The sequence below is a fragment of the Pseudoalteromonas sp. TAP-3C genome, assembly GCF_059888565.1.
This window is the reverse complement of sequence record NZ_CM187618.1, coordinates 3,125,340-3,141,081: the sequence shown is the minus strand read 5'-3', so window position 1 is coordinate 3,141,081 and position 15,742 is coordinate 3,125,340. Positions and strand designations below refer to the sequence as shown.

The 15,742-nt window shown below is 41.5% G+C and carries 13 protein-coding genes and 4 tRNA genes; 12 read left to right on the top strand and 5 right to left on the bottom strand.

The features are described 5' to 3' along the window. The first annotated feature begins 13 nt into the window (after positions 1-13). The 3 genes from AC6H44_RS14760 to AC6H44_RS14750 are packed head-to-tail and all read left to right on the top strand — an operon-like array spanning position 14 to position 3,400. Entirely contained in the window at positions 14-1,156 is a 1,143-nt protein-coding gene (locus AC6H44_RS14760) for a methionine aminotransferase (RefSeq protein WP_500736419.1), read from the top strand. Continuing rightward, positions 1,144-1,917, top strand: a complete 774-nt coding sequence (locus AC6H44_RS14755; RefSeq protein WP_500736417.1) for an amidohydrolase — start codon at positions 1,144-1,146, stop codon at positions 1,915-1,917. Before AC6H44_RS14760 ends, AC6H44_RS14755 begins: the two co-directional genes overlap by 13 nt. A gap of 58 nt (positions 1,918-1,975) precedes the next feature. Further along, positions 1,976-3,400 carry a mannose-1-phosphate guanylyltransferase/mannose-6-phosphate isomerase gene (locus AC6H44_RS14750; protein ID WP_500736415.1) on the top strand — a complete coding sequence of 475 codons (1,425 nt, stop codon included), beginning with the start codon at positions 1,976-1,978 and terminating at the stop codon, positions 3,398-3,400. Positions 3,401-3,530: 130 nt separating this feature from the next. On the opposite strand, the gene AC6H44_RS14745 is transcribed toward AC6H44_RS14750, so the two are convergent. The 3 genes from AC6H44_RS14745 to AC6H44_RS14735 all read right to left on the bottom strand — a co-directional run bounded on the left by AC6H44_RS14745 (position 3,531) and on the right by AC6H44_RS14735 (position 6,997). Further along, on the bottom strand, positions 3,531-5,687 hold the full coding sequence (locus tag AC6H44_RS14745) for a response regulator (RefSeq protein WP_500736413.1): 2,157 nt from the start codon (positions 5,685-5,687) through the stop codon (positions 3,531-3,533). Between the two features lie 69 nt (positions 5,688-5,756). Beyond that, positions 5,757-6,413, bottom strand: coding sequence for a helix-turn-helix transcriptional regulator (locus tag AC6H44_RS14740; RefSeq protein ID WP_500736411.1), 657 nt, complete (start codon positions 6,411-6,413; stop codon positions 5,757-5,759). 212 nt (positions 6,414-6,625) lie between these two features. Further along, a complete protein-coding gene (locus tag AC6H44_RS14735; RefSeq protein WP_500736409.1) occupies positions 6,626-6,997 on the bottom strand; it encodes a histidine triad nucleotide-binding protein in 372 nt (123 codons plus the stop codon). A gap of 92 nt (positions 6,998-7,089) precedes the next feature. On the opposite strand from AC6H44_RS14735, the gene AC6H44_RS14730 reads away from it, so the two are divergent. Then, positions 7,090-7,683, top strand: a complete 594-nt coding sequence (locus AC6H44_RS14730) for a DUF2057 domain-containing protein (RefSeq protein ID WP_500736408.1) — start codon at positions 7,090-7,092, stop codon at positions 7,681-7,683. A 47-nt stretch (positions 7,684-7,730) separates the two neighbouring features. On the opposite strand, the gene AC6H44_RS14725 is transcribed toward AC6H44_RS14730, so the two are convergent. Continuing rightward, on the bottom strand, positions 7,731-9,572 hold the full coding sequence (locus tag AC6H44_RS14725) for a M1 family metallopeptidase (protein ID WP_500736406.1): 1,842 nt from the start codon (positions 9,570-9,572) through the stop codon (positions 7,731-7,733). A gap of 142 nt (positions 9,573-9,714) precedes the next feature. On the opposite strand from AC6H44_RS14725, the gene murB reads away from it, so the two are divergent. The 8 genes from murB (at position 9,715) to tuf (ending at position 14,261) form a co-directional block, all read left to right on the top strand. After that, the gene (murB, locus tag AC6H44_RS14720; RefSeq protein WP_500736404.1) at positions 9,715-10,725 is read left to right on the top strand and encodes a UDP-N-acetylmuramate dehydrogenase; all 1,011 of its coding nucleotides are present in this window, start codon (positions 9,715-9,717) and stop codon (positions 10,723-10,725) included. Beyond that, positions 10,722-11,714 carry a bifunctional biotin--[acetyl-CoA-carboxylase] ligase/biotin operon repressor BirA gene (gene birA, locus AC6H44_RS14715; protein ID WP_500736402.1) on the top strand — a complete coding sequence of 331 codons (993 nt, stop codon included), beginning with the start codon at positions 10,722-10,724 and terminating at the stop codon, positions 11,712-11,714. Before murB ends, birA begins: the two co-directional genes overlap by 4 nt. Continuing rightward, on the top strand, positions 11,711-12,409 hold the full coding sequence (locus AC6H44_RS14710; RefSeq protein ID WP_500736400.1) for a type III pantothenate kinase: 699 nt from the start codon (positions 11,711-11,713) through the stop codon (positions 12,407-12,409). Before birA ends, AC6H44_RS14710 begins: the two co-directional genes overlap by 4 nt. A 125-nt stretch (positions 12,410-12,534) precedes the next feature. Then, a tRNA-Thr gene (locus AC6H44_RS14705) sits at positions 12,535-12,610 on the top strand. A 39-nt stretch (positions 12,611-12,649) separates the two neighbouring features. Then, positions 12,650-12,734, top strand: a tRNA-Tyr gene (locus tag AC6H44_RS14700). 46 nt (positions 12,735-12,780) lie between these two features. After that, positions 12,781-12,855, top strand: a tRNA-Gly gene (locus AC6H44_RS14695). 11 nt (positions 12,856-12,866) lie between these two features. Continuing rightward, positions 12,867-12,942 (top strand) — tRNA-Thr (locus AC6H44_RS14690). A gap of 134 nt (positions 12,943-13,076) precedes the next feature. Beyond that, on the top strand, positions 13,077-14,261 hold the full coding sequence (tuf, locus tag AC6H44_RS14685; RefSeq protein ID WP_500736398.1) for an elongation factor Tu: 1,185 nt from the start codon (positions 13,077-13,079) through the stop codon (positions 14,259-14,261). Positions 14,262-14,494: 233 nt separating this feature from the next. Here tuf and AC6H44_RS14680 read toward each other — a convergent pair whose 3' ends face one another. Continuing rightward, the gene (locus tag AC6H44_RS14680; RefSeq protein ID WP_500736396.1) at positions 14,495-15,688 is read right to left on the bottom strand and encodes a dipeptidase; all 1,194 of its coding nucleotides are present in this window, start codon (positions 15,686-15,688) and stop codon (positions 14,495-14,497) included. Between the last annotated feature and the right edge of the window lie 54 nt (positions 15,689-15,742).

Here is a 15,742-nt window from a genome sequence, read left to right as displayed (position 1 = left end):
TTAAGGGTAACCAGTGTTTGAAAGTAAATTGCCAAATTTAGGCACCAGTATTTTTAGTCAAATGACCGCTTTAGCAAATCAATTTGCAGCGATTAATTTATCGCAGGGTTTTCCCGAGTTTGATGCGCCTGAGCTACTTAAAAAACAACTTAATCACTATGTGCTTGAAGGTGTTAATCAATACTCGCCGTCAAGTGGTGTACCGCGCCTGCAGCAGCAAATTGGCCAGTTAGCAAAACGCAAATATGCGGCTGAAATAGATGCCGCCCAGCAAGTAACAGTAACCTCTGGGGCAACCGAGGCGCTGTTTGTTGCCATTCAAGCGCTGGTACGCGAAGGCGATGAAGTTATTGTGTTTGATCCAGCCTATGACTCATACCAGCCAGCGATTGAATTGGCCGGTGGTAAGTCAGTACATATTGCTTTGCACGCTCCGAGTTATGCAATTGATTGGCAAATAGTTGCCAGTACAATAAATAGCAAAACTCGGGCTATTATTATTAATACCCCGCACAACCCAAGCGCTAAAACGTTAAAACAGCACGATATAAATGCTCTAAAAGCCTTAATAGTTGAGCATGACTTATACCTGATAAGTGATGAAGTATACGAGCATATTACTTTTGATCAGCAACCACACTTAAGTGTGCTGGGTGATGACGAATTGTTTGCTCGCAGCTTTGTGATCTCAAGCTTTGGCAAGACTTTTCATAGCACAGGCTGGAAAATGGGCTACTGCATCGCACCCGCTGCACTTGCGGTGGAGTTTCGTAAAATTCACCAATACGTGACTTTTTCAAGCTTTACGCCCGCACAGCATGCACTCGCCGATATGTTAGAGCAACAAGGTGCGCATGTGGATGCGCTGAGTGAGTTTTATCAACAAAAGCGCGATGTGCTCAGTAATGATCTACAAGATAGCCGCTTTAGCATTTTACCCAGTGAAGGCAGCTACTTTTTACTGCTTGATTACAGCGATGTATCGGATTTAAATGACGTAGAATTTTGCCAGTGGTTAGTAGAACAAGCAGGCGTTGCAGCCATTCCTCTGAGCGTGTTTTATCAGCAACCAAGCAACGATAAAGTGATTCGCTTATGCTTTGCCAAACATGACGCCACGTTATTGCAAGCCGCGGAGATTTTATGTCAACTTTAACTATTGCCCTAATACAAACATCGCTTAATTGGTTAGATAAAGACGCCAACTTGGCACATTTTAGCAATAAAATAGCTGATATAGATAAATCAGTAGAGCTTATTGTATTACCTGAAACCTTTGTCACCGGCTTTGCTATTAACCTTGATTGTGCTGAGCCTGAAAATGGTTTGGTGCTTAATTGGATGATCGCTACAGCAAAATCAGTTAATGCAGTAATCGCTGGATCGGTTTTAGTGCGGCAAGGCAATAAAAAAGCCAATCGCTTTTACTGGGTTTGGCCCAATGGTGAAGTGAAATATTACGACAAACGTCATTTATTTTGTTTAGGTAACGAGGGCGAGTTTGTAGTTGCAGGACAAACGCGTGAAGTGTTTGAGCTCAATGGTTTTAAAATATTGCCGCAAGTATGCTACGACTTACGTTTTCCGGTGTTTCAGCGCAATAATAATGACTACGATGTGATGGTGAATGTCGCCAACTGGCCCGCGGCAAGGCGCCATGTGTGGGATACCTTACTAATGGCACGGGCGATGGAAAACCAGTGTTATGTGATTGGCGTTAATCGTATAGGTGAGGATGGCAATGGCGTTGCACATAATGGTGGCACTGCCGTGTATGACTTTAAAGGTGAGTCACTGATCAAAGCGAATGATGACCAGCAAGCACTACTAACAATCACGTTAAATAAAGCGCCGCTTAATGAGTTTAGAGCTAAATTTCCGGCGCATTTAGATGCAGATGCTTTTACATTGGTATAAATTAGCGCCTAGCCAATAAAGTGCTAAAATAGCCGCTGATATTTTTATTGGCGGCTTTATGAATACAACCCTTATTACACCGGTAATTTTAGCTGGCGGCATTGGCACACGGCTTTGGCCGTTATCGCGCCAAGCAATGCCTAAGCAGTTTTTATCTTTGCTTGATAATGAAAACCAGCAATCGTTACTGCAAAGCACGTTAGAGCGAGTTGTAACTGAGGGCTTTAGCCCCGCTATTTTAGTCTGTAATGAACAGCATCGATTTATTGCCGCAGAGCAAGCAGCATATGCAAAGCCCGATGCCATACTACTTGAGCCAGAGAGCAAAAATACGGCACCGGCCATTGCCCTTGCGGCGCACTATGCTTTAAAAAATAACATTACGGGCCCTTTGTTGGTGATGCCAGCGGATCATTATATTGAAGATTTTAACGTATTAACTGCCCAGTTATCTGATGCGGTTAAACTTGCTGAGCAAGGTAAGTTAGTCACATTTTCAATTACACCAACAGAGCCACACACAGGTTATGGTTACATAAAACAGGGCGCAGCAATTAAAGATACCTGTTGCTTTGAAGTTGACCAGTTTAGAGAAAAACCTGATTTAGCAACTGCATCAAGCTATTTAGCTGAGGGCGGTTATAGCTGGAACAGTGGCATGTTTTTATTCACTGCCCATGCTTATTTGCAAGAACTTGAACGCTTTGCGCCTAAAATTGCTAAAAGTGTTGCCAGTGCGACTGATTTTAAACAAGATTTAGGTTTTATCAGAGCAAATAATAATGCACTCAAATCTTGCCCAAATGACTCTATTGACTACGCTATTTTAGAGCGCAGTAATAACGTGGTAGTGATGCCCGTGGCATTAAACTGGAGTGATGTAGGGAGTTTTTCTGCACTGGCAGCGCTGTGTAAAAAAGATCCACAGGGTAATAACCAAAACAAAGAACATATCACCCAAAACAGTAATAATAACTTGGTTATCAATGAAGATGGGCACACAATTGCTACTTTAGGGGTGAGCGATTTAGCGATTGTACACACTTATGATGCCACCTTAGTTGCAAAGCAAGATTCGCTTGAAGGTTTGCCTTTATTACTTAAGCAATTGGCAGTTACGCAAAATCATAAACTGGCGCATCACCAAGTGGTTTACCGCCCTTGGGGAAACTATCGTACGCTAGTAGAAAGTATCGGCTTTAAGGTTAAAAAAATTACCGTAAAAAGTGGCGCAAAACTCTCAACCCAGCGTCATCAGCACCGTGCCGAGCATTGGGTTGTGGTGTCGGGCATTGCTGATATCTGTATTGACCAGCAAAGCTTAACGTTGACCCACGACCAATCGTGTTATATTGGCGCAACACAACTGCATAGTTTAGCGAATAATCAGTCTGAGCCACTCATTGTTATTGAAGTGCAAACCGGTGCCATATTGGATGAAAGTGATATAGAGCGATTTGACGATATATACGGCAGAAAATAATAGAATAAATAGTGAAAATGCTTGATTATTTGTCACTGTAGTAAAACTTGGAAGCCCGAAGCCCGAAGCCCGAAGCCCGAAGCCCGAAGCCCGAAGCCCGAAGCCCGAAGCCCGAAGCCCGAAGCCCGTATTACCCTAGCCCTTGGCGCACATGCTTCAAATACGCTTCTAAACTGTGTTGCCACAATATGCTGGCTTCATTTAATGAGTTATTCAGTGGTTTTTTATCAAGTAAGCGCCGTTCTATTTTTTTAAGGGCTAGTCCATAACTGTTAAAACCAAGCTGCATAGCGGTACTGGCTTGACGGTGTAATAGTTTAATACACTGCTCGGGGTCTTGTTCTAAAAAGGTTTGGCAACGGCTCAGCTTGTTGCGCGCAGAAAGAATAAACTCATTGTAAATAGAAGAAACCTCATCAATGTTAAACGAGCTTGTAAGGGTTTCTGTTGCTGTTTCATCGTATAAAGTATCAATCAGCTCGGCGGTAATACTCGCCGTTTGTGTTGACTGTGAATCACTCAATGCTTGGCGTAGTTTTTCTTGCTTTAATGGTTTACCTACAATGTCTTTAATGCCCAGTGTCAGGTATTCTTTTATTTCATCAGGGCTCAAGCTGGCGGTAAATGCCAGCACCGGGGTGCGCTGATTTTTATGCTCTACTCGCTTGAGTGTTTTTAGTACTTGTTGCCCGGTTAAATCGGGTAAGTTCATGTCAAGTAGCACCACATCAAAGTGGTATTTTTTCATTAACTCAATGGCGCTTTTGCCATCTTTGGCGAGCTTAATTTTATGCTCGTCGTCTGCCATAAACTCAACGGCTATTTTTTGGTTGAGATCTAAGTCTTCAACAAGCAACACATCAAGCCCGGTTAAATAGTCCTTACTTTGATGACGTTGCTCTACAAGACTAAGCTCACCAATAGCTAGGGTCATGTTAAAGCTAAATACGCTACCGACTCCCAGCTCGCTGGTGATTTTTAACTGGCTATTAATTTTATCTAATAGGCGACTCGTTATAGCAAGCCCAAGACCTGTTCCGCCTTTTTCTTTGCCAGCACTGCTTTGAATATAAGGCTGTGTTAAATAGTCAATTTCATCTTTTTCAATACCTGGGCCTGAATCAAGTACGCTTACTTTAAGGGTATGATCGAGCTGGGTTTCATTAATTAAATCAATTTGTACTTTTACTGTGCCGGTATCGGTAAATTTAATCGCATTACCCACGAGATTAATAATAATTTGTCTGAGCTTTTGTTGGTCGCAGTAGTAACAGGCTTTATCAGGGATATTGCATGCAAGCTCAAATTTAAGTTGCTTTTGCTCGGCCAGAGGGCTTAACAGCAAGCACAAGTTTTGCAGCCAAGTTTTAAACTCTATATCTTCTTCGTACAAGGCTTCGTCGTGTTGATCGAGACTTGCATATTCGAGTACTTTATCAACCAGTAAGTTGAGTGACTCTGCTGAGTTGATAATGGCTTCGCAATAGGCTTTATTACGGCTGTCGCTAGTTTGATTTAGCACCAGTTGCGCACTGCCTAAAATACCATTGAGTGGTGTGCGTATTTCATGGCTAATGGTGGATAAAAATAGTCCGCGAATTTCTAAATCTTTATGTGCTTTTTCTGTGAGTTGATTAAGGCGTAATTCTCTGCGTTCATTACATAATAATGCCATTCCTGCGGCATAAAACATAGGCGCAATTACATTATTTAAAAATAATAGATAGTTAAACCATGGGTTTAAAGTCACATCTTGTTGCTCAATATCACTCATAAATAAAGTGCGAGTGATTGAGCTAGATGCAACGAGCGTTAAAATAATAATGTAAACAATGCTACCGTTTGGATAGGGCTTACGCGCGTATTTAATAAACACAAATAATAAGAATGAAGCTTCTAGAATGTGTTGGAGATCACAAACATATACGCGCGATCGTATTGAAGGCTGTAAAAATGTAAAGTAAGTAAGCAATAAAGCGCTGATTGCTGTTAATACACAAACTAATTTAAAGCCATGGCCTCGATAATTTAAAAATTGACTCAGTGATAGGCAGTGCACTACAGATGCCAGAAACATCATATTATTTGCAAGGGTAAGTGCAACTTCATCAGGGAGTTTAGTTATAAGTGCAAAGCCAGCAATGGCACAGAGCATTAATAAAGGATATGAAATATAGAGTAATGTGCCGGGGACTTGCTTATTAGTGCGCCACGTTAAAAAGTTTAATAGTGTCATCACTGTCATAACGGCGATACTGGCAAAATAAAGCGTAAATGAGTCGAGCATTAAGGCCCCAGCAGCGTTTTTTTAAGAAGGCACTCAATGTGCCTGTATTCAATTTTTTAAAAACAACGATTAACGAATTTCGTCAGGAATGTTTTGTTGTGCCCAAGAAAGTAATTCAATACGGTTACGACACTTAGTTTTTCTAAATGCGCTATATAAATGCGTTTTAACTGTATGCGGGCTAATGCTTAACTCTTCGGCAATTTCTTTATTTTTAGAGCCATTGCTCATTAATGAAATAATTGCCTTTTCACGTTTAGTGAGTTTAACTGGCTCAATATCACCATCGGTGAGTTTGTGCAGCGCATCTTTATTAAATTGCAACATACGATTAAGCGCATTACACATAATATCACGGCGATACCAAAGCTGATCTTCCATTAATAAGCGAATACCTTTCATGAGTACATCGGCGTTATCGGTAGTGTAAAACACACCACGGATACCACTGAGTAACGCGCGATTAGCAAGCTCTGGGTTTTCATCTAAATTAAACAACACAATGTCGCATTTAATGCGTAAATTAACGAGTTGTTCTTTTAGTTTTGTCCAGGCATCTTTACTTGATGCCTCAATAAACAATAAGCGCGTACCTACCGGAACATCTAAAATATTTGTGCCTGTAGTAACATCAAGGCCTTGTGTTTTTAATAATGGCTCTAAAACGTTAATACCAATAGTGTTAATTGGTTCTTCATCTAACAACAAAAAGGCTGAACTGCTCATGTTTTTTTACTCTTTTATAAAGCTGGCTAGTTAATTTTACCATGATTTCCTACACACCTTTTGTACTAGGGAATCACAATTTCACTGGCGAAAAGGTGCGATTTACGATTATTTAAACATAAAATGTTGCAAATAAGTAATTGTTTTTTTGGTATATAAGAAAAATGCCGTATTTTTAATAGTTTTTTTCAAACTCAGTATTTAATGAGTCGCTACAGCGCAACTTTTTTAGTGTTTTGATATGGAGGCCAGCCCATTTGTTTACCTGCGAGCATATGCAAATGAATATGGTAAACGGTTTGCCCGCCATGTTCGTTGCAGTTCATGACCACTCGGTAACCGTCTTGGGCAAAATTAAATTGTTTGGCAAGTTTTGCGGCTACCAGATATAAATGGCCTACAAGGTGTGAGTTCGCCTCGGTTACATCATTTATAGTGGCAATGGCTGTTTTAGGAATAATTAACGCATGAAAAGGGGCTTGTGGATTAATATCTTTAAATGCAAGTGCGTCATCGTCTTCATAAATAATATCAGCCGGAATTTCACGGTTAATAATTTTAGTAAAAATAGTCTCTTGGCTCATAATAATGACTCTAATTTGTTTTATTAATATATGTGTCACTAATGACAAATTTTGCTGGCAGTGTCAAACTGAAATCAACGAAAGGAGTAATTATGCGTAAATCATTATTATTAGGCAGCATCGCTGCGCTTTTTATAAGTACACCGAGTTTTGGAGAAAACATTCATTTTCCTGAGGAGCTTATTCCTTTACAAGTGGATGAGAGAATCATTGAAAGTTCGCTCTTTAGTCGTGTTGATAATGTTGAATTAGCACCGGGTACTTATCAGCTAAAACTCAAATACACAGATTTATATGATTTAGGTTATGACGATCATGAAGTGATTGAATCAGCCCCTTTTTGGGTGAATGTAACCATTGAAGCAAGTAAAGAGTACACCTTAGTATTTAATCGTGCTGAAAACGCCGTGGCAGCCAAAGTATTTGCAGGGGCACCACAAGTGAGCTTAAAAGCAAAAGACAGTACTTTGGCTAAGCCGTTAAATATTATTACTGAGCGACAAATAAACAATGCGCAGTTTGATCAACAAATAGCTAAAAGTACTGCTAGCCCGCAAACGCCAAGTCGTTCAATGACCGCAGTTAATAATAGCGGGGCGGTAAGTGCAGCGGCGATGCTCGATTTTTGGTGGCAACAAGCAACACCTACCGAGCGACAAACGTTTTTAAATAAAGTAACAAAATAGAAAAAGGGCCAAATTGGCCCTTTGTCTTTTATTGGTAAGGTTATTATTTATTCAAATAACGCGTCAATGGTGCCTTGTGCAAGTGGGTGATAACCCGGGCGTGCTTTTAAGTACACGCTTTGCGCCCAGTCTTTTTTACCGTTAGTAATAAGTGATTTGTATAAAGGCACTATAAGCTTGCGGCGGCCAATACCCGATAAATGTGTATCAAGCGCAGGGTAAATAGGTTGGTAACCGTTTCCTACCGCTAGCATGTACCATGCAAATGCGCGTTCTGCGTTTGTTGATTGGGTTAAGTTAAACTCGCCGTCTAATTCAGTCATTTTCTCAATGCTTAAATCGCGTGGTAAGTTGTTTAAAAAGTGTAGCCACTCATGCACTGTCCAATTTGCCGTTGGCAGTTGTGCGGCGGTTGTATCGCCTTTTAACCAGCTTGCTGTTGCAGTATCTACTTTATTGAACGCGTCAGAGGTTGGGTTTGGTGCATCACTTGGTAAACCAGGCTCAAAAATCCACTCGTTTACTTTATCCATGCTCACTACACCGGGGTATTTTTCAATTAAGTTAGCTTTAATATAAGTAACAAATTGCGCCGTGGTTAGTGATTTAAACGCAAACTCATTAAAGTAAGTTTTAACAAAGTCATCAAATTTTTCACGGCCATATTTGTTTTCTAGGTAGATTAAAAATAGCTGACCTTTTGTATAAGGTACTGAGCTAAACGCATCATCTGGGTCACGGCCATTGAGTTTTAAATTAAGGCGTGTGTCGGGTGCATCAATGGTTTTAAGTTGTGCACGCAGGCCTGCCGCATCAAGCGCTTGCTCCATAACGGCGCGGTCACGACCAAACACTTCTTCCATAATGCGGTTTTCAACGTAAGAGGTAAACCCTTCGTTTAACCATAAATCTTCCCATGTGGCGTTAGTCACTAAGTTACCAGACCAAGAATGAGCAAGCTCATGCGCAATCAGGTTTACTAGGCTTTTATCACCGGCAACCACCGTTGGGGTAATAAATGATAAACGCGGGTTTTCCATGCCACCAAATGGAAAGCTGGGCGGTAGCATCAATAAATCGTAACGACCCCAGGCATATTCACCGTACATGGCATTGGTTTTATCGATCATCGCTTGGGTGTCGTTAAATTCGGCAACGGAGGCATCTAAAATTGTTGGCTCAGCAAAAATACCGGTTTGCTTAGACATGGCTTTAAACTCTAAGTTGCCCGCACCAATGGCAATTAAATAAGGTGAAATTGCTTGTGGCATAGTGAAGTGATAATCACCATCTTTATAAAGAGCATCTTTATTATCGGCACTCATTACGGCGCGAATATCTTCAGGGGTATGAATACGCGCAGAATAAGTTACCCGCATTGCTGGGGTATCTTGCACTGGGATCCAGCTGCGGGCATGAATTGCTTGCGATTGGCTGTACATAAACGGGTGCGTTTTACTGGCTGTTTGCTCTGGCGTTAACCATTGTAAGCCTGAGGCTTCTGGGCGGCTGTTATAGTAAATACGCACTTTTTGTGCTTGGCTTTTAAAGGTGATGGTTAGTTTTGAGCCTTTAACATCATCGCGGTTAGCAAGGTTAAAGCTGGCTTTATGCCAATTACCATTTGCTGTTTGATACATCACTTTATCAATATCAAGGTCGCGGGTATCAAGTACGAGCTTTTTGCTTTTGGCATTTTGCCACTGTAGCGTATGTTCAACAAAACCCTCTAACTGCTTGTCGGCAAAGTCGATGTCTAAATCAAGGTTTAAATGCGTGGTAATAACATCATCAAGATTGGCGTAGGAATTTTGATCAATAGCGTTTGCCATTACTTGCGAGCACATACCAGCCATAGCGAGACTTAAAAAAAGAGGTTTGATTTTCATAATTACCTTAAGTACAAATAAAAAAGTACCGGTTTTATAACATGATTGCCACAGTGGGTTGAACAATTTTTACAAGCTGATGCGCAATTTGCGATGTTGGGTTAAACTAGAGCGATTAATTACTGGTAGCTTTAGGACCCTTGTGGCGTACTCATTACAACCCCTACATACATTTGCATTAAGTAGCCAATGCCAAAACTTTATTGAAATTACCGACTCAGCGCAGCTTAAAACTCAATGCTTTAACCTCCCTTTTTGTTTGCTGGGCGAGGGCAGTAATACTATTTTTTTAAGTGACTATGTTGGTACGGTTATCAAAATGGCAACCAAAGGGATTAATATTACCGAGCGCGAACATTACTTTTTAGTCAGTGTAGCTGCAGGTGAAAATTGGCATCAATTAGTAACTTACTTGCTTAAACAGGGTATTGCAGGGTTTGAAAACCTAGCCCTTATACCCGGTACTGTAGGTGCTGCACCAGTACAAAATATTGGTGCCTATGGCGTAGAAATAGCGCAATTTATAGAAACAGTTGATTATTTTGATATTAATAGTAGCAGTGTTCACTGTTTAACTAATTCGCAGTGCGATTTTGCTTATCGCGAGTCGGTATTTAAACACGCACTAAAAAATAAAGCGGTGATCACCCAAGTGCATTTTAAGTTGCCTAAAAAATGGCAGCCTGTACTTAGTTATGGGCCGCTACAGCAACTACAAAGCCCAAGTCCACAGCAAGTGTGTGAGCAGGTTATACATACGCGTAATAGCAAACTTCCAAACCCTTATAAACTCGCTAATGCGGGCAGTTTTTTCAAAAATCCGATTATTACTGATGCTGAACTAGCGCCGTTACTTGTGCAGTTTCCTGAATTACCTCATTACCCACACGGAACTGGTCATCATAAAGTGGCTGCAGGGTGGTTAATAGAACAAGCGGGGCTTAAAGGGCATCGTATTGCCGGTATCGAGGTGCATAAGCAACAAGCGCTGGTACTGGTTAACCATGGCCACAGTAAAGGGGATGATTTAATTAGCATGATTAACCATATTCAAAAAATTATTTTAGCGCGTTATAACATAAGTTTAGAGCATGAAGTGCGGTTAATTGATCAGCACAATGAGTGCCGTATCTCTTTGGAGCAACCAGTATGAAAGCACCAGATGGCAATAAATTGGCCATTTTAAATGCATTAAACAAGGGGGGCTTTATCTCTGGGCAAGCAATAGGGGATGAGTTAGGAATAAGTCGCGCTGCTGTGGGTAAGCATATTCAAAGCTTACAGGCCATGGGATTAGATGTGTTTAAAGTAACGGGTAAAGGCTATAGCTTAAACAGCCACGTTGGTTTACTTAACCAACAGAGTATACAGCAGCACTATGCTGAGTTAGGCGCTAATAGTGCAAACATTGAAGTACAGCCAATCATTGATTCAACCAACAGCGAGCTAATGCGCCGCATTCAGGCCAAAACAGCGCTGCAGTCGGGTACGGTAATTGTGGCTGAAATGCAGCAGGCAGGGCGCGGGCGTCGAGGCCGAGTATGGCAATCTCCCTTTGGTGCCAATTTATATTACAGCTACTTTTGGCGCTTAGATGACGGGTTACAAGCGGCTATGGGTGTATCGATTGCCGTTGGCTTAGCCGTTTATGATGCGATAAAAGCACTTTTCGGTATTGATGTAGAGTTAAAGTGGCCGAACGACATAGTCATAAACCAACAAAAGCTCGCTGGTGTATTAGTTGAACTAGACGGGCAACCACAAGGGCCTTGTCAGTTAGTGATTGGCATTGGTATTAATTTAAATATGCCACAAAGTGCAAGTCAGCACATTGACCAAGCATGGACCGATTTAAGTCAGCATACCCAGCAGTTAAATAAAAATCAGCTGGTGGCCTCATTAACTTACTGCTTAGAGCAACGCTTAGCGCAATACAGGGATGATGGTTTACACACTATGCATCAACAATGGAATACTTTAAATGCGTTTGCAGGTGAACAGGTAGAACTGAGTACTGGGCACCGAAGTTGGCGTGGCATTTGTGAAGGGATTGATGCGCATGGCGGTATACGTATTCGCCAAGACGGAGAAGTAAAAAGTTATTATGGCGGTGAAATATCACTTAGAAAGGCACACACATGAGATTGTTAATTGATGTAGGTAATACTTCACTCAAAGCAGTATTGTGGCAAAGCGCGCAAATACAGCCATGCAATATCAATAATATTCCATGGCCGCAAATAACGGTTGTTGTTTATGCCTGTGTTGGTCGTAGTGAATTACTTAACCAGTTATTAGCACAAGCAAAAACGCATAATATCGCGTGTTTTGAGGCTGAGGTAAGTCGCGTACTCGGTTCGTTACACTGCGCATATCAACAAGTGGGTAATTTAGGCATAGATAGATGGCTTGCGCTAATTGGTGGCTATACACTTTATCCTAATACGGCTGCAATCGTTGTTGATGCGGGTACTGCCACCACGATAGATGTGCTTAATAGTCAAGGGCAGCACTTGGGAGGCTGGATATTACCCGGGCTTGATTTAATGACCTCCTCACTCACTCAAAATACTCAGCGAGTGTTTGATGATGCAGACACGCCATTTACTAATGAGCTTGGAAAAAATACCCCTAACGGATTAAAAAACGGTGCCTTAGTGGCAACTATTGGCGCAATTGAGCAAGCAAAGCAGCACTTAAATACACAAAATTATGTGTTACTTTTTGCTGGTGGTTATGGCGGGCTTTTACAAACGTATTTTTCACAGAGTATTTTCGACTCAATGCTCGTAATGAAAGGCTTAAATTACTGGTACGAGTTAGCTAAAAAAAATTAAAAGCCATAAAAAATGGCTTTTTGCATGAATTGTGAGCGTTTAAAGCATTAAATTACATTTTTTTTAATTTTTTGGTTGCATCCCAATAAACCTTACTCTAGAATCTCGCCCCGTACTAAAGCAGTGCCGACTTAGCTCAGCTGGTAGAGCAACTGACTTGTAATCAGTAGGTCAACCGTTCGACTCGGTTAGTCGGCACCACTTTCCTTTTACCGAAAGTGCTTAGTAAAGAATTATCGTGGAGGGGTTCCCGAGCGGCCAAAGGGATCAGACTGTAAATCTGACGGCTCAGCCTTCGCTGGTTCGAATCCAGCTCCCTCCACCACTTTATTCTAGACGGTTAGAGGTAGTTTAAGAACAGGTTCCTTAAAGCGGGCATCGTATAATGGCTATTACCTCAGCCTTCCAAGCTGATGATGCGGGTTCGATTCCCGCTGCCCGCTCCAATTATGATGATGCTGATATAGCTCAGTTGGTAGAGCGCACCCTTGGTAAGGGTGAGGTCGGCAGTTCAAATCTGCCTATCAGCACCAGTCATGCGAATCGCCTTAAACACTTCCTTTATCTGTCAGAAAAACTATTTGAAATTTGAAAAAATTAACTTAATCTACCTATGGTGGATTATTTTCATATGTAATCTAGATACACAAAACTGATAGGTTCCGTCATGGCAAAAGCAAAGTTTGAACGCGTAAAACCGCACGTAAACGTAGGTACAATTGGCCACGTTGACCACGGTAAAACGACACTAACAGCAGCAATCACTAACGTACTTGCAAAAGTATACGGCGGTGTTGCTAAAGATTTCGCATCAATCGATAACGCTCCAGAAGAGCGCGAGCGTGGTATCACAATTTCAACATCACACGTTGAATACGATACGCCTACTCGTCACTACGCACACGTAGATTGTCCTGGGCACGCCGATTATGTTAAAAACATGATCACCGGTGCTGCTCAAATGGACGGCGCTATCTTAGTAGTAGCTGCAACTGACGGCCCTATGCCACAAACACGTGAGCACATTCTACTTTCTCGTCAAGTTGGCGTACCTTACATTGTTGTGTTCATGAACAAATGTGACATGGTTGATGATGAAGAGCTACTTGAGCTAGTAGAAATGGAAGTACGTGAACTTCTTACTGAATACGACTTCCCAGGTGATGACTTACCACTAATTCAAGGTTCTGCACTTAAAGCACTTGAAGGCGAAGAGCAATGGGAAGCAAAAATCATTGAGCTTGCAAACGCACTTGATTCTTACATTCCAGAGCCAGAGCGTGACATCGATAAGCCATTCATCATGCCTATCGAAGACGTTTTCTCAATCCAAGGTCGTGGTACAGTGGTAACTGGTCGTGTTGAAGCGGGTATCATCAACGTGAACGACGAAGTTGAAATCGTAGGTATTCGTGACACAACTAAGTCTACGTGTACTGGTGTTGAGATGTTCCGTAAGCTACTTGACGAAGGTCGTGCTGGTGAGAACATTGGTGCACTATTACGTGGTACTAAGCGTGAAGATGTTGAACGTGGTCAAGTACTTGCTAAGCCTGGTTCAATCAAGCCACACACTACATTCACTTCAGAAGTATACGTACTTTCGAAAGATGAAGGTGGTCGTCACACGCCATTCTTCAAAGGTTACCGTCCACAGTTCTACTTCCGTACAACTGACGTAACAGGTGACGTACAGTTACCAGAAGGCGTAGAAATGGTAATGCCTGGTGATAACGTTAAGATGACAGTCACGCTAATCGCGCCAATCGCGATGGATGAAGGTCTTCGTTTCGCTATCCGTGAAGGTGGCCGTACTGTAGGTGCTGGTGTTGTAGCAACTATCGTAGAGTAATAATTAACGTCTAAGTTAATTGTTGGAAAAAGGTCACTTAGGTGGCCTTTTTTAATGCCTGAAGAAAAGTGATTAGTTTTTGGCTATCAGCTTTTAGTAACTTGGTGTTAAATTATATTTAAGACATAAAAAAGCACGACTTTAAGCCGTGCTATTATTTAAACTCTTTGACAACTGACAACTGACAACTGACAACTGACAACTGACAACTGACAACTGACAGCTTTTACAGCTTAGTGTTTTGCCGCATACGCTTCAGCTTGTTTCCACACTCTTAGCGTATTGCCACTTAAAATCTTTTTAATATCGCTATCGGTATAACCTCTGTCCATTAATCCTTGTACTAGGTTAGGGTAACTAGATACATCTTTTAAACCGATAGGCAGTGAGTCACCCACACCGTCGTAATCAGAGCCAATACCCACATAATCAATACCAATTAGCTTAACAACGTGATCAATGTGATCAAGTACTTGTTCTAAACTTGCAAATGGGAAGGGGTTTTTAGCACGATACATCGCATCAAAGTCTTGTGCGACTTTTTTGCCTTCGTCAGTAATCGTTTGTTTTTTACTTTTAAATTGATCGTACCAACTTCCTGCCTTTGACGTAACAAAGCTTGAACCAAAGTTAATTTGAATAACTCCGCCATTCTTTTTAAGGGCTAACAGCATGTCATCATTCATATTACGCTCAAAGCCCGGCGTGTATTTACGTAGCGACGAGTGTGACGCAATAACGGGGGTTTTAGATAACTCAATCACTTGATAAAACGCATCATCCGAAATGTGCGATACGTCAATCAGCATCCCAATATTATTCATTTCCTTTACCAGCTCTTTACCAAATGGGCTCAGGCCTTTCCATTTACGGCGAATATCATAAGACGAATCGGAAATATGGTTGCTTTGTGAATGGGCAAGGGTGATATAGCGTACACCACGGTCAAAAAAGTGCTGTAGGTTTTTTATATCGCCTTCAATGGGTGAGCCGTTTTCCATGCCCATAGCAAGTGACATTTTACCTTGCTTAAATTGTGTTTCGATATCGTTTGTAGAGCTGGCAATGGCAAACTTATCCGGTGCGCGAAAGGCAATTGCCTCCATGCCATCAATAAGTTGATTCGCTAATTGAAAGCTTTTACCTTTGCCTTCAAATTCTAAATGAGCAGGTATATAAATCGACATAAACGGCGCGTTTAAACCGCCTTTTACTGCGCGAGGATAATCAAAATCGCCGCCATCAGTGGCTTTGGTCACATCGGCCCATTTGTCGTGAATACGGTACGGCACATCGATATGGGTATCAATTAAAATGGTATCGTGGGCAAGCTTAATTGCTTTATCTGAGGGAATAATGGTATTTGCATTGATTGGGCTGCTGAGTGCTAGTGAAATAGCAACAACTACTGAGCTTAGTTTTATCATTGCTAATGGCTCTTTTTGTTTAAAAAGCCATTGTGTATTTTTGTAACGCTGGTT

Coding starts and splice junctions, on each gene's coding strand:
- AC6H44_RS14755 (WP_500736417.1), top strand. CDS start 1,144: ATGTCAACTTTAACTATTGCCCTAATACAAACATCGCTTAATTGGTTA.
- AC6H44_RS14750 (WP_500736415.1), top strand. CDS start 1,976: ATGAATACAACCCTTATTACACCGGTAATTTTAGCTGGCGGCATTGGC.
- AC6H44_RS14745 (WP_500736413.1), bottom strand. CDS start 5,687: ATGCTCGACTCATTTACGCTTTATTTTGCCAGTATCGCCGTTATGACA.
- AC6H44_RS14740 (WP_500736411.1), bottom strand. CDS start 6,413: ATGAGCAGTTCAGCCTTTTTGTTGTTAGATGAAGAACCAATTAACACT.
- AC6H44_RS14735 (WP_500736409.1), bottom strand. CDS start 6,997: ATGAGCCAAGAGACTATTTTTACTAAAATTATTAACCGTGAAATTCCG.
- AC6H44_RS14730 (WP_500736408.1), top strand. CDS start 7,090: ATGCGTAAATCATTATTATTAGGCAGCATCGCTGCGCTTTTTATAAGT.
- AC6H44_RS14725 (WP_500736406.1), bottom strand. CDS start 9,572: ATGAAAATCAAACCTCTTTTTTTAAGTCTCGCTATGGCTGGTATGTGC.
- birA (WP_500736402.1), top strand. CDS start 10,722: ATGAAAGCACCAGATGGCAATAAATTGGCCATTTTAAATGCATTAAAC.
- AC6H44_RS14710 (WP_500736400.1), top strand. CDS start 11,711: ATGAGATTGTTAATTGATGTAGGTAATACTTCACTCAAAGCAGTATTG.
- tuf (WP_500736398.1), top strand. CDS start 13,077: ATGGCAAAAGCAAAGTTTGAACGCGTAAAACCGCACGTAAACGTAGGT.
- AC6H44_RS14680 (WP_500736396.1), bottom strand. CDS start 15,688: ATGATAAAACTAAGCTCAGTAGTTGTTGCTATTTCACTAGCACTCAGC.